Below are 13,937 nucleotides of genomic sequence, written 5' to 3'. Positions count from 1 at the left end.
CGGTTGCCTCGGCCGCCGCCAATCTCGGTGCCGTCAAGAACCGCATCGCGACCAACACCGAGTTCGTCAAGAACCTGATCGACTCCGTGGATCGTGGTGTCGGCCAGCTCGTCGACGCCGACATGAACGCGGAATCGACCCGCCTGCAGGCGCTCCAGACCCAGCAGCAGCTCGGCGTTCAGGCGCTCTCGATCGCCAACCAGAACAGCCAGAGCATCCTGTCGCTGTTCCGCTAAGCTTCAAACCATCGGCAAGGGGCCGCGCTTCTCACGAAGCGCGGCCCTTTTTCTTGTCCGGCGTAAGGTCGCGTACAAGCAGTGATTCCACCCCATTGTTGCGGCCGGGTCACGGAGCCACAAGCTTCGCACAAACTTCGCGTGCTATCGCCACTGTTACGTCAGGTTGAGTGCGCTTTTCCGCAGCCCAAAGGCATGATGCCGCCCTGCCGTACCGGTGCAAGCCCGGTATGTCCCCAAAACTCAATTTAATCTTCAAAGGGGCGTCAAGAAATGAGTTCCAGCCTTCTCACCAATTCGTCTGCAATGACCGCGCTGCAGACGCTCCGTAACGTCAGCTCGCAGCTCGCCACCACGCAGAACCGGATCTCGACCGGCCAGCGCGTCTCGACCGCTTCGGACAATTCGGCCTATTGGTCGATCGCGACCTCGATGCGCTCCGACAACGCCGCGCTCTCCGCGATCTCCGACTCGCTCGGTCTGTCGGCCGCGATGGTCGACACCGAATACACCGCTCTGAACACGGTCATCGGCGACAAGGACTCCGGCCTGACCAAGCTGCAGGCGCTGCTGGTCGAAGCCAAGACCGCCGGTATCGACCGCACCAAGATCCAGTCGGAAATCACTCAGATCCAGCAGGATATGAAGCTGAAGGCCAGCTCGGCCACGATCAACGGCATCAACTGGCTGAGCATCGACACCTCGACCAGCTCCACGGCCACGCCGACGACCTTCAACCTCGTGTCGTCGTACTCGCGCGTCGGCGGTACGCCCACCATCGGCTCCATCACCGTCACGACCGCGACCTACGCGCTCTACACCACCGGCGGCGCCACCAAGACCGGCATCCTGGATACGGTGTCCGGCGGCTCGACCGGTATGTCGGTCGACACGATCGCCATCGGTGCGCTGACTGACTCGGCGGCAGACCAGACCAAGCTCGATAGCTACATCACGCAGGTCACCACCGCGATCAACACGGTTGCCTCGGCCGCCGCCAATCTCGGTGCCGTCAAGAACCGCATCGCGACCAACACCGAGTTCGTCAAGAACCTGATCGACTCCGTGGATCGTGGTGTCGGCCAGCTCGTCGACGCCGACATGAATGCGGAATCGACCCGCCTTCAGGCGCTTCAGACCCAGCAGCAGCTCGGCGTTCAGGCGCTCTCGATCGCCAACCAGAACAGCCAGAGCATCCTGTCGCTGTTCAAGTAAGCTTAAGGCTTCGAAAAAAGACCGGGCTCCCATGGGAGTCCGGTCCCGCCATGAACGGCGGATGTGCCGGCACATGACGTGCCTGCGTTGGTCTCCTGACGCTGCATTCCAGGCGACACGCCGTAGCCGATTGCGCTGCGATGCGTCCGGCTGTCCGCCTGTTGCCGGCACGCAGGATGGCGTCACTCATTTTCTTGTAGAATTGCAACGCCTCGCCCGCGAACCGACACATTCGTGTTCTCGCGCAACCTTCAGACAAGGTTGGCAGCGGAATGTCGTCGACGTTCGCATTGGTACGAGGTCATATGCTGTTCAGTCGTGCGCAGATACAGCAACTGCTCAACAATCTGCTGGAGCTTGGGCCGCGACGGCTGATGGCCCTGGGCTTGATCGGCTTTGCCGTGCTCGTCACCGTCGTCGGCGGCGCGTACTATCTGAGCCGGCCCGAGTTCGAGACGCTCTATACCGGCCTCACCCGGGAAGACGTGACGCGCATGGGCGCTGCGTTGCGCGAGCAGAACATCGCCTTCGACGTCAATACCGCCGGTGACGCGGTCTCGGTTCGGCCGAGCCAGACCATGCAGGCGCGCATGCTGCTCGCCGAGAAGGGGCTGCCGACCAGCGCAAATTCCGGCTACGAGCTGTTCGACAAGATCGGCTCGCTCGGCCTGACCTCGTTCATGCAGGAAGTGACGAAGCTGCGCGCGCTCGAGGGCGAGATCGCGCGCACGGTCCAGCTGATGAAGGGTGTGAAGGCGGCGCGGGTGCACATCGTGCTGCCGGTGCGCGGCTCGTTCCGCGCGACGCAGCAGCCGCCCTCGGCATCGGTCGTGCTGCGCACCGACGGCGCGATCGAAGCGCGCACCGCGCAGTCGATCCGTCATCTCGTCGCCGCCGCCATCCCTGGCATGAGCCGCGACAAGGTGACCGTGCTCGATGCCGACGGCTCGATGCTGCTCGCCGAAGAGGACGAGGCGAGCGCCGCGCCGACCAAGATGGCGAGCCTGCAGAAGACGGTCGGCGGAATGGTGCAGGAGAACATCCGAAAGGCGCTGACGCCGTATCTCGGTCTCGACAATTTCGAGGTCAGCGTCGCTCCGCAGCTGTCCACCGACAAGCGGCAGACCAACGAAACCGTCTACGATCCCGAGGGTCGCGCCGAACGGTCGGTGCGGAACGTGCGCGAGAAGGAATCGTCGCAGAACGCGGACCGGTCGCAGCCGACCACGGTGCAGCAGAACCTGCCCGACCAGCAGGTGAACGCCGGGGGCAGCAAGAATTCCAGCGAAGACAAGACCCGCCGCGAGGACGTCACCAATTTCGAGGTCTCGTCCAAGACCACGACGACCGTCAGCGACGGCTATCTGGTCAAGAAGCTCTTCATCGCCGTGCTGGTCAACCGCGCACGCCTGGTCGCCGATCTCGGCGACAAGAGCAACCAGGCCATCGTCGACAGCAAGCTCGCCGAGATCAGCCAGCTCGCGGCGACCGCCGGCGGACTGGACAAGGCGCGCGGCGACCAGATCCAGGTCACTGCGGTCGACTTCATCGAGGGCTCGCGCGAGCTCGCGCCGGTGCCGCCGATCAGCTTCGTCGAGATGATCAACAAGCAGCTCGGCAGCGTCATCAACGCGGTGACCATCCTCGCGGTCGCTTCAATGCTGGTCTGGTTCGGCCTGCGGCCCGCGGTCAACGGCATCCTGACCCATCGCGCGGCGCAGGAGCAGACCGAAGCGGCGGAGGCCGCCGAGCTCGAAGCCGCCGCGGCCCTCGCGTTGGCCGAGAGCCAGGATCCCGAGCTCAACCTCGTCGAGGATCTCGAGGGCAAGATGCAGCGAACGCCGCAGAAGCGACTGGAGCAGATCGTCAGGCTCGACCAGGGCCAGGCGGCAGCGATCCTTAAAGACTGGATGCGACGCGAGGAGGCGGCATGAACGCGGCAATCGGAAAACTCCTGACGCAGTTCGACGCGAACGGCCGGGCGAAGTCTCCGCCGCCTCCGCCGCTCAAGCTCCAGGATGTGCTGACGAGGACGAAGGAAACGCGGCGGGAGCCTCAACCGCAGGCACAGCCGCAGCAGTATCAACCGCAACCGCAACCGCATCCGCAGCTCGAGTCGCCGATGCCGGCGACCGCGGTGGAAGCACCGTCGGCCAATCTTCTCGACGACGCCTATCGTCGCGGCCATGCTGCCGGCGTTGCCGAAGGCGACGCCAGGGTTGCCGAGGAGCGCGTGCGCAGCGCGATCCGGCTCGGCGAGGAACGCGCCAAATGGTCCGACCAACAGGCGACCACGATCGTCGGCGGCTTCGAGGCGGCTTGCCGCGAGATCGAGACCAACATCGCGAGCTCCGTCGCGCGCATCCTGTTGCCTTTTCTCGCCGATGCGGTCCGTGACAAGGCGATCGGATCGCTGGTCGAGCACATCGCGGCGCTGACCGGCAATTCCCCGGTCCCGGCGTTCAAGATCACCGGTCCGAGCGAGCTGCTCGACCTGGTCAAGACCCAGCTCGACGCTTCCAGGCGGACGGGGGTGGCGTACGAGCCCGCCGAAATTTTCGAGGTCCGCGTCGTGGCCGACCAGACCGTGATCGAGACGCAGATTGCGGCCTGGAGCGAACGCCTGAACGAAGCGCGCCGGTAGCCCGTCATGGAAGAGGTCAAGCAAGAGCTGGTGATCATCCGCCGGCGCAACGCGTTCGCCGAGGAGGCGCATCACGGCGGCGTCTGGAAGATTGCCTATGCGGACTTCATGACCGCGATGATGGCGTTCTTCCTGGTGATGTGGCTGCTCAACGCGCTCAACCAGGACCAGAAGCAGGTGGTCGCGAGCTACTTCAACCCGATCAAGCTCGCCGAGAATGCGCCGGCGCCGAAAGGTTTGAAGGATCTCACCAAGAAGGAGCCGACCACGTTCGACGGCCAGGAGGGCCGGCGTCAGCCGGGCGGGCCGAGCGAGGAGCGTCGCGGTGACTCCCCGACGGCCGAGAAGCCGCCCTTCTACGAGGAGAAGGTCCTGTTCCGCGATCCCTATGCGACGCTTGCCGAGATCGCCAACAACGCGAACGAAGCCTCGGGCCAGCGTCGCGCCGGCTCGCTGACCTCGGCCGAAGAAGACGGCCTGAAGGGCGGCGATGCCTATCGCGATCCCTTCGATCCCGGCTTTTGGAAGCTGGCGCCGCAAACATCCAAGGACGCCGATCGTATCATCGACAGCGAACCCAAGCCGAACGCGTCCGCACGCGACAGCGCTTCCAGTGCGGGGCAGGGCGAGCCGCAGCCGCGCCGCGCCAAGACGGACGATGCCGGCGGAAGCGTGGCTCAGAACGCCGATGCGTCGTCGGCAAGCCTGTCGCCCCTGCTGCCGCCGGGACATGCGCCGTCGCAATCGTCCCGCGAAGGCAGTGCCCAAGCGAATGTCCAGGCGAACGCTCAGGCCAATGCCGGCGCACAGGCGCGCGCCGGCGACGCGAAGAAGGATTCCGAGCAGCGCGAGGCCGCGCAAACCCAGCAACCGACCGTCAAGCAGCTTCAATCCGCGATCGCGGAAGCGCTGTCGGACGTCAAGGCCGGCGCTGGACCTGCGGCCGAGGTGCGTCAGGTCGAGGAAGGCCTGCTCGTCAGCCTGACCGACGACGCCAGCTTCGGCATGTTCGCGGTCGGCTCGGCCGAGCCGCGGCCCGAGCTGATCCGCGTGATCGACAAGATCGGACCGCTGCTGTCGAAGCGTTCCGGCGTGATCATCGTGCGCGGCCATACCGATAATCGGCCGTACAAGTCCGAGAACTACGACAACTGGCGGCTGTCGACCGCCCGCGCGCAGATGGCCTATTACATGCTGGTCCGTTCCGGCGTCGATGCGCTGCGCATCGAGCATGTCGAAGGCTACGCCGACCGGCGGCCGAAGCTTCCGAACGACCCTGCGGCCGCGCAGAATCGCCGGATCGAGATCCTGATCCGGGAGAAGCGCCCGTGATCAGGTCGCTCCTCTGCGCAGCCCTGTTGATGGTGTCGCCGCTAGCGCTCGCCGAGCCGGGCCCTGCCTCGAGGTCGAGCGAACCGTATGAGCTCGTGCGTGCGTTGCAGGCGGTGCAGGACGGAATCGCCAATGGCGATACCGCGGCGCATGGCAGCCACATCGCGCTGATCCGCCAGGTCGGCGAGAAGTTTCTCGCCGCCGATGCGAGCGTGTGGAGCAATCCGCAGAACGGCCAGGCCGTCGTCATCTACCTGCTCAGCGGCGGTGCGCCGCAACTGGTCCGCAAGCTGCCGCGCGACAAGATGAGTGTCGACAGCCGGCTATTCGACGGTGCGCTCGCCTATGTCGAGGGCCGGCAGGACGACGCGCGCGATCTGCTCAAGGACATCAAGCCGCGAACACTCCTCTCGGGCCTGGGCGGTCAGGTCGCGCTGGTCCAGGGCGCGCTGTTCGCACGCACCGAAGCGTCGCTGGCGATCGAGCGCCTGGACGACGCGCGCCTGCTGTTGCCCGGCACGCTGGTGGAAGAGGCGGCGCTGCGGCGCGAGATCCTGCTGGTCGGGCAGGCCGAGGACTTCGACAAGTTCGAGTTCCTGACGCAGGCCTATGTCCGCCACTACCGCAATTCGATCTATGCCGGCGATTTCTGGCAGCGCTTCTCCTCGGGCCTGACGCAATCGAACCTCGCTCTCGACGAGCGCCGCTTCGCGCGGATCGCCGCGCTGCTGGAGCAGATCGACCGCGCCAGCCGGCTCAAGCTTCATCTCATGATCGCGCGCAATGCGATGCTGCGCGGACTGATGCAGGTGACCCGGCTCGCGTCCGAGCGCGCCCTGGCGCTCAGCGCCGACGCCTCGGCGGAGCGCGAGCGCGCGCGTTTCTTCCGCGGTGCCTCGCGGGCGCTCACCGACGAATATGACGGAGGTCTTGCCGAGCTGAAGGCTATCGATCGGTCGAAGCTGCCGGAGCGCGACGTCCCGCTTCTGAATGCGACGGTCCAGCTCGCGCTCGACATCCGCAAGCCGTTCGCGGGCAAATCCACCGCCGAGAAGCCGCCGGTCACGCCGGCGCGCCTCGATCTCGCATCATCGACCGCGATGCTTGCGCGCGCGCAGCAGCAGCTCGGCGAACTCGAACTTCTCACCAGGGATCGCCGCCCATGACCAAGCTCAGCGGAACCTCCGGACAGCTCTTCTCGGGACTTGCCGAGAGCCTCAATATGCGCGGTGCGTCGCGTTCGGCGAAGGGCACGGCGACGAAGTCGCAGGCGGATTCGTCGTTCAACGACCTGCTCCACACCGTCTCGAACCTGGCCAAGCGGGCACTCAACGACGCGGGCAGCGATACCACCGTGAAAGCCGGAACGCTGCGTACGCGCTTGGCGCACTCGGCCGGCAAGGACGACGCCGTGGACGATCGCACCGAAGCGACCGACGACACCAAGTCCAGCCACAAAGCATCCGACCAGAAGACCGACCACGCGTCGGAGACGGAGCGCCCGCTCGACGTCGCCGTGAAGGCGGACGCTGCGAACCGCGCGAGCATTCCGGCGATCGTCGGCGAGCAGCTGGCCGTCGCGCCGGCCGTGAAATCACAACTGCAACCGCCATCGGGCGAGGGCAGGGATGCGTCCGCGCGCGACGAGCGCTCCTCCACGACGAAGCGTGAGGTGCAGGCGACGGGCATGGCGAAGGCGGCAACGGTCGATGCCGAGCCGTCCGCCGCCGCTCCGATCGGCGCGCGCTCGCAGGCCGCAGCGTCCCAGGCAACGGCAACCGCGCAGCAAGGCGGCGAGGCGTCTGCGAAGGCGATGCCCGCGACGCCGGGCTTCGAGGCCGTCACGGCCAATGTCGAGCGCGCGGTCAAGGCCTCGGCCCGGGACGCGCTGCCCGAGGCGACCAAGGTCACCGTGCTCCAGCAGGAGACCCATCTGCCGCCGGCGCAGTTCAACGCGCCGCAGCAGGTCGCCAGTGCGGTGGTCTCCGAGCTGAAGGAATCCTCGGCATCGGCTGCGTCCGCAGTCCCCGATCTCGCAACGTCCCAGACCAACGCACCCGACCAGCCGCTGAAGGTCCTGACCGTCAGTCTCGAGCCGCCGTCGCTCGGCAATGTCACCGTGCGGCTTCGCCTCGTCGGCTCGGAGGTCTCCGTTCACCTCGCCGCCGAGCGCAAGGACACGAGCCAGATGCTCGACCAGCAGCGCGATACGATCCGCGATCTGATGCACTCGGCCGGCTATGTCGCCGACGTCGCGCCGGTCCAGCACGGTTCGCTGGACGGATTCCAGAGCGGCTCCAGCCAATCGCAACAGCAACCCTCGGGACAGCAGCTCTCGGGCCAGCAGCAGCCCTCGTCGCAGTCGCAAGGCTCGTTCGACGGCTCCGGTACGTCGTCCGGACAATCGGACGGCAGTGCGAGGCAGGCCCGCGACGAGCGCCAGTCCAACCAGGAGACGCGTCATGACCAGGACGTGGCGCCGCAGATTAGTCGCGGCCCTGTTTATCTGTAACGCCGGCGCCGCCGAGGCCGCCACCGACAGCGCGCGCCCTTGCGAGCGCGAGATGGCGCGTGCGGCCCAGCAGCACGGCATTCCGCTCGGCATCCTCTATGCAGTCGGCCTCACCGAGACCGGACGGCGCGGCGCCCTCTATCCTTATGCGCTGGGCGCCGATGGCCAGACCGTGTTCGCCAAGGACATGAGCGACGCGATCGCGAATTTCGAGGCGATGCGCGCCAAGGGCATCAAGCTGATCGACCTCGGCTGCATGCAGATCAATCACTACTATCACGGCGACAAGTTCGCCTCCGTGCAGGCGATGTTCGATCCCGCCAAGAATGTCGAGTACGCCGCGCGCTTCCTCAAGGAGCTGAAGCAGCGCGAGGGCAGCTGGACCATGGCGGTGGCCCGCTACAATGCGGGCCCCAACAACCAGCCGGCGCAGAAGCGCTACGTCTGTCACATCGTCGCCCATCTCGTCTCGAGCGGTTTCGGCGCGTGGACCGACAAGGCGCGCTCGTTCTGTCAGCCGAAAACGACCTGACAACATGAAGTTGTGCATGGTTCCCGACCATCAGCCCCGCGCAAGCAAGAACCCTCATTGTAACTGCAACCTACCGAAGGAGCCCAATTCATGAGCCTGTATGGTGTTATGCGCACCGGCGTTTCCGGCATGTCTGCGCAATCCAACAAGCTGTCGACGGTCTCGGACAACATCGCGAACGTCAACACGACCGGCTACAAGCGGGCTTCGACCGAATTCTCCTCGCTGATCCTCAAGAGCGGTTCGGGCAATTACGATTCCGGCGCCGTCGAGACCACGGTGCGCTACGCCATCAGCGACGCAGGCCACACGCAGTTCACCACCTCGACCACGGACCTTGCCGTGCAGGGCAACGGCTTCTTCGTCGTGTCGAACGCCAACAACACGCAGCAATATCTGACCCGCGCCGGCTCGTTCGTCCCGGACAGCCAAGGCAACCTCGTCAACGCGGCCGGCTTCTACCTCCTGGGCCAGCCCGGCAAGGTGACCAATTTCTCGCAGAACAGCCTGTCCGGCATGCAGATCGTCAACGTTGCCCAGGTTTCGCAGGTGCCCGTGCCGTCGACGGCAGGCACGCTCACGACCGGCAATATGGATCCGAAGGCGGCCGTGATCGCCGGTCCTCCCGGCCCGGCGTCATATTCTTCGAAGAGCTCGATCGTGGCCTACGACAATATCGGCCGGGCCGTCACGCTGGACGTCTACATGTCCCACACGGCGACGGCCGCCGGCACGGACACCTGGCAGATCCAGGCCTACAACTCCGCAACGGGTACGTCGGTCGGCGCCGCCACCACTTTCACCTTCGATACGACCGCAACCGGCAATGGCGCGCTGGCCGCGGCGAGCCCGACGACGCTCGCCTTCACCGTCCCCGGCGGTGCGGCGATGACACTGGACCTGTCGAACATGACGCAGGCCGGAACCGACTTCAGCTTCAAGGCGACCGTCAACGGCAGCGCTCCTTCGGCCATCGACAAGGTCAACGTCGACGAGAACGGGTTCGTGACGGCCGTGCTCAAGAACGGGCAGCAGACGACGCTCTTCACGATCATGCTCGCCGACGTCGCAAGCCCGGACAATCTGACGCCCGAGCCGGGCAACGTCTATTCGACCAACATGAATTCCGGCAACGCGCAGGCCGGCAATGCCGGCACCGGCGGGCTTGGTACGGTTCAGAGCGGCGCGCTGGAAGATTCCAACGTCGATCTCGCGGACGAGCTCACCGGGATGATCGAGGCCCAGCGCGGCTTCACCGCGAACTCGAAATCGTTCCAGACCGGCGCCGACCTGCTCGACGTCGTCGTCAACCTGAAGCGCTGAATTCTTCGGCGCGCACTCCGGGCAAGAGCGAAACATGTCCCTTACTGCTGCTCTCGACTCCGCCCGCGCGTCGCTCATGGCGTCGGGCATCCAGTCCTCGACGATCTCGCGCAACATCGCCGGCGCCAGCAGCGCCGGCTATTCGCGCAAGATCGCCGTTCTGGACAATCTGCCCGGGGCCGGCGTCTATGTGGCGGCGATCCAGCGCGCCGCCAGCTCGGGTCTCTACAACAACGTCCTGACCGCGACCTCGTCGTCGGCCAAGCAGGGCGCGATCTATGACGGTCTCCAGAAGATCGCAACGGCCACCGTGGACGATCCGGAGCTCGACCAGTCACCGACGGCGCAGCTCAACGCGCTGAAGAAGGCGCTGCAGCAATATGCCAACGCCCCGGACAACACCACGCTGGCGCAGGCGGCGGTCACGTCCGCCAAGGACATGGCGGCCGGGCTCAACCAGGCGACCAATACCGTGCAGACGGTCCGTGAGGGCGCGGATGCCGACATGGCGACCTCGGTCGCCAACATCAACCAGCTGCTGACCCAGTTCGAGAAGGTCAACAACGCGATCGTGAGGGGAACGATCTCCGGCGACGACGTCACCGACTATCTCGACCAGCGCGACAGCATCGTCTCGAAACTGTCGGAAGAGGTCGGCGTCGAGATGTCGCTCCGCCCCAACGGCGACGCGGCGCTCTACACCGACAGCGGCGTCGTGCTGTTCGACAAGACGGCGCGAACGGTCAGCTTCACCGCGACCAACATCTATTCGCCCGGCACCACGGGCAATGCGGTCTATATCGACGGCGTCCCCGTGACCGGCGCCAATTCGGTCATGCCGCTGAAGTCGGGCAAGCTCGCGGGTCTCGCCCAGCTGCGCGACAAAGACACCGTCACCTATCAGAGCCAGCTCGACGAAATCGCCCGCGGCCTGATCAATACTTTCAAGGAGAGTGATCAGACCGCGGCGGCGCTGCCCGACGTTCCCGGCCTCTTCACCTATCCCGGCGCGCCGGCCATGCCGGCGAGCGCCACCGTCTCGGTCGGCCTTGCCGGCCTGATCAGCGTCGCGGCATCCGTCGATCCGGCGCAGGGCGGCAATCCCAATCTGCTGCGCGACGGCGCCATCAGCGGCAACGTCGCATACCGATACAACACCGCCGGCAACGCCGGTTATTCGACCCGCCTGCAGCAGCTCATCGGCGGCATGGATGCCTCGCAGCCGTTCGACGCAACCACGCAAGGCAAGCCGAGCGGCAGCCTGATCGACTTCGCGTCGTCGTCGACCAGCTGGATCGAGAACCAGCGCCAGACCGCGGACTCCAACGTCACCTACCAGAAGACGCTGCTCGACCGCAGCACCGCGGCGCTGTCCAACGTCAGCGGCGTCAACATGGACGACGAGATGTCCTTGATGCTTCAGGTCGAGCGCACCTATTCGGCCTCGTCGAAGATCATCTCGACCGTCGACGAAATGTTGCAGAGCCTGCTGGCTGCCGTGGGGAATTAAGCCATGATGAGCGCGAATTACATCTCGACCCTGATGCTGTCTTCATCGTTGAGGTCTTCGATCACGAACAACCAGGCCGCCCTGAGCAAGGCCTCGACGGAAGCGACCACCGGCCGTTTCGCCGACGTCGGCCTCGAGCTCGGTGCCACGACGGGGGGCGACGTTACCCTGCGTGCGGACTGGAGCTTCGCCGATCAGCTCATCGATACCAACGAGCTCGTCTCGGGGCGCCTCGACGTCACGCAGAACCGGATCACCCAGCTTGGCACGACCGCAACGGACTTCCTCAAGGACCTGATCGCGGCCCGCAGCACCGACAATGGCGGGCGGATCGTCCTGCCGCCCGCGTCCGCCAACCTCCAGGATCTGATCGGCGCGCTGAACGTTTCCTACAACGGCTCGTATCTCTTCTCGGGCGTCAACACGGCGAACATGCCGGTCACAGCCTATGCCACGGGCTCGGCCAGCAAGAACCAGGTCGACGCGGATTTCCTCGCGACCTTCGGCTTCTCGCAGTCCTCGGGCAGCGTTGCCAGCATCACCCCGGCCCAGATGCAGACGTTCCTCAACACCACTTTCGATGCCGAGTTCGCGAGCCCGGCCTGGAACACCAACTGGTCGACGGCGACTGACCAGGTCATGCAGAGCCGCATCTCCACGACCGAGATCGCAGATACGTCCGTCAGCGCCAACCAGACCGGCTTCCGCAAGCTCGCCGAGGCCTACACCATGATGGCGGATCTCGGGAACGCGAAACTGAGCCAGGAAACGTTCCAGGTCGTCGTGGACAAGGCCATCTCCCTCGTCGGCGGCGCGATCACCGATCTCGCCACGCTCGGCGGCAGCGTCGGCACGGTCCAGCAGCGGATCGACTCCGCGACCGACAAGCTGAAGACGCAGCAGGACATTCTGAACAACCAGATCGTCGGCATGGAGAAGGTCGATCCGACGGAGGCCTCGGTCCGGGTCAACACCCTGCAGACCCAGATCCAGACGGCGCTGGCGCTGACCTCGCAGCTCCAGAAGATCAGCCTCATCAACTATCTCTGAGCCAGAGCACGTTTTCGAGGTTTACGACCCTTGTCTTGTAATTCCGTTTCCTGCGCAGAGTGGTGCTGATGAGCTTTGAAGCCTATGAAGCAGTCGTCGACGAGAGCGGCTCCGAGGCGAGAGGTCGCGAGCGGCAGGCGCTCAGCGTCGGCATCGACCGCCTCGAGCGCCTTCAGAAGGGACGCGCCAGTTTCGAGGATCAGGTCCAGAGCCTGCTCTATGTGCGACGGCTGTGGACGATCTTCATCGAGGATCTCTCGCATCCGGAGAACGCGCTTCCCGAGAAGCTGCGCGCGGAGATCATCTCGATCGGCTTGTGGGTGGTCAAGGAAGCCGACCGCCTCCGTGAGGAGAAGTCGAACGACGTCGTGCAGCTCATCGAAATCAACCGCCTGATCCGAGACGCGCTCTAATGAAGATATCCTTGCGGGCGGGCGAACGGATCTACATCAACGGCGCGGTGCTGCGTGTGGACCGCAAGGTCTCGGTCGAGCTCGTCAACGACGTGATGTTCCTGCTCGAAGGGCAGGTGATGCAGGCCTCCGACGCCACCACGGCGATGCGGCAGCTCTATTTCATCGTCCAGCTCATGCTGATGAACCCGACCGACGTCCGCGACGCTTCGGCACTCTACGCCCAGCATCACGCGGCCCTGGCCGCGGTGTGCGAGAGCCACGAGATGCTGGAGGGACTGGCCGCGGTCGACGAGCTGGTCAGGGCGACTCGCTACTTCGAAGCGCTCAAGCGGATCCGGGCGCTGTTCCCGGTGGAGCAGGCCATCCTGGCCGGCGCCACCACTGAAGTCCCATTCCAGGCTGCCTGACATCGGAGAGGCACATGAACGTCACCAGCGCGACCGACAGCACCAGCAAGTCGTCCAGCTCGACCAACTCCACGACCACGGCGAGCAACAGCGTCGACTACAATACGTTTCTTCAGCTCCTCGTGGCCGAGATGAAGAACCAGGATCCGACCAATCCGATGGATACCTCGCAGTATATGAGCCAGTTCGCCCAGCTCTCGACGGTCGAGCAGGCGATGCAGACCAACACGAAGCTGGATGCGCTGCTGTCCTCGCAGTCGCTGTCGCAGGCCGACGGGTTGATCGGAAAGACCGTCAGCTTCACCGATTCCACTGGCGCGACCTTCTCCGGCAAGGTCAAGTCGATCTCGATCAACAGCGACGGCTCCGTCGCGACCCTCGAGGACGGCACGAAGGTCGCCGTCGGGCCCGGCCTCACGATCAGCCAGTCATGAACGAGCGGGACGCCCTCGACATCGTCCAGGCGGCGATCTGGACCATCATCGTCGCCTCCGGGCCTGCGGTCGGCGCGGCGATGCTGGTCGGCACCATCATTGCACTGATGCAGGCCCTGACCCAGATCCAGGAGGTGACGCTGACCTTCGTCCCGAAGATCATCGTCATTCTCGTGGTCGTCGCGGTCTCGGGCTCCTTCATCGGCGCCCATCTCTCCACCTTCACCGAGATGGTCTACTCGCATATCGAGCGGGGCTTCTGAGCCGCGAGGGTCCACCACCCTCGCGTAAGCTTTGCACGGCAGATTACGGGGCGGACCCTCTGC

At 65.2% G+C, this 13,937-nt stretch carries 15 protein-coding genes; all 15 read left to right on the top strand.

Features of this window, described 5'->3' with window-relative positions; all coding sequences use genetic code 11:
* Window positions 1-236: flagellin (locus JQ617_RS13975; RefSeq protein WP_283842060.1), on the top strand; the 236-nt coding region annotated here is incomplete at its 5' end.
* 273 nt (window positions 237-509) lie between these two features.
* Window positions 510-1,451, top strand: coding sequence for a flagellin (locus JQ617_RS13970; protein WP_212026788.1), 942 nt, complete (start codon window positions 510-512; stop codon window positions 1,449-1,451).
* A gap of 305 nt (window positions 1,452-1,756) precedes the next feature.
* Window positions 1,757-3,385, top strand: coding sequence for a flagellar basal-body MS-ring/collar protein FliF (gene fliF / locus JQ617_RS13965; RefSeq protein ID WP_063690012.1), 1,629 nt, complete (start codon window positions 1,757-1,759; stop codon window positions 3,383-3,385).
* A complete protein-coding gene (locus JQ617_RS13960; RefSeq protein ID WP_212026787.1) occupies window positions 3,382-4,095 on the top strand; it encodes a hypothetical protein in 714 nt (237 codons plus the stop codon). Before fliF ends, JQ617_RS13960 begins: the two co-directional genes overlap by 4 nt.
* Window positions 4,096-4,101: 6 nt before the next feature.
* The gene (locus JQ617_RS13955) at window positions 4,102-5,427 is read left to right on the top strand and encodes a MotB family protein (RefSeq protein ID WP_212026786.1); all 1,326 of its coding nucleotides are present in this window, start codon (window positions 4,102-4,104) and stop codon (window positions 5,425-5,427) included.
* Complete coding sequence (locus JQ617_RS13950; protein ID WP_212026785.1) at window positions 5,424-6,593, top strand: chemotaxis protein; 1,170 nt, start codon at window positions 5,424-5,426, stop codon at window positions 6,591-6,593. The genes JQ617_RS13955 and JQ617_RS13950 overlap by 4 nt, the downstream gene beginning before the upstream one ends.
* A complete protein-coding gene (gene fliK / locus JQ617_RS13945; protein WP_212026784.1) occupies window positions 6,590-7,939 on the top strand; it encodes a flagellar hook-length control protein FliK in 1,350 nt (449 codons plus the stop codon). Before JQ617_RS13950 ends, fliK begins: the two co-directional genes overlap by 4 nt.
* The gene (locus tag JQ617_RS13940; RefSeq protein WP_063689998.1) at window positions 7,890-8,471 is read left to right on the top strand and encodes a transglycosylase SLT domain-containing protein; all 582 of its coding nucleotides are present in this window, start codon (window positions 7,890-7,892) and stop codon (window positions 8,469-8,471) included. The genes fliK and JQ617_RS13940 overlap by 50 nt, the downstream gene beginning before the upstream one ends.
* A gap of 90 nt (window positions 8,472-8,561) precedes the next feature.
* Window positions 8,562-9,794, top strand: coding sequence for a flagellar hook protein FlgE (locus JQ617_RS13935; protein WP_212026783.1), 1,233 nt, complete (start codon window positions 8,562-8,564; stop codon window positions 9,792-9,794).
* Between the two features lie 34 nt (window positions 9,795-9,828).
* Entirely contained in the window at window positions 9,829-11,304 is a 1,476-nt protein-coding gene (gene flgK, locus JQ617_RS13930) for a flagellar hook-associated protein FlgK (protein WP_212026782.1), read from the top strand.
* 3 nt (window positions 11,305-11,307) lie between these two features.
* Complete coding sequence (locus JQ617_RS13925) at window positions 11,308-12,354, top strand: flagellar hook-associated family protein (protein ID WP_063689991.1); 1,047 nt, start codon at window positions 11,308-11,310, stop codon at window positions 12,352-12,354.
* A 68-nt stretch (window positions 12,355-12,422) separates the two neighbouring features.
* The gene (gene flaF, locus JQ617_RS13920) at window positions 12,423-12,767 is read left to right on the top strand and encodes a flagellar biosynthesis regulator FlaF (RefSeq protein ID WP_212026781.1); all 345 of its coding nucleotides are present in this window, start codon (window positions 12,423-12,425) and stop codon (window positions 12,765-12,767) included.
* Window positions 12,767-13,177: a flagellar biosynthesis repressor FlbT gene (flbT, locus tag JQ617_RS13915; RefSeq protein ID WP_212026780.1), complete on the top strand. Its 411-nt coding sequence runs from the start codon at window positions 12,767-12,769 to the stop codon at window positions 13,175-13,177. Before flaF ends, flbT begins: the two co-directional genes overlap by 1 nt.
* Window positions 13,178-13,191: 14 nt before the next feature.
* Window positions 13,192-13,611, top strand: a complete 420-nt coding sequence (gene flgD, locus JQ617_RS13910) for a flagellar hook assembly protein FlgD (protein ID WP_063689985.1) — start codon at window positions 13,192-13,194, stop codon at window positions 13,609-13,611.
* Complete coding sequence (gene fliQ, locus JQ617_RS13905; RefSeq protein WP_018641238.1) at window positions 13,608-13,874, top strand: flagellar biosynthesis protein FliQ; 267 nt, start codon at window positions 13,608-13,610, stop codon at window positions 13,872-13,874. The genes flgD and fliQ overlap by 4 nt, the downstream gene beginning before the upstream one ends.
* Window positions 13,875-13,937: the final 63 nt, after the last annotated feature.

The sequence above is a fragment of the Bradyrhizobium sp. KB893862 SZCCT0404 genome (genome assembly GCF_018130885.1).
GTDB classification, from domain to species: domain Bacteria; phylum Pseudomonadota; class Alphaproteobacteria; order Rhizobiales; family Xanthobacteraceae; genus Bradyrhizobium; species Bradyrhizobium stylosanthis.
Note: the sequence above shows the minus strand (reverse complement) of the source record. Positions and strands in the feature narration are given on the sequence as shown.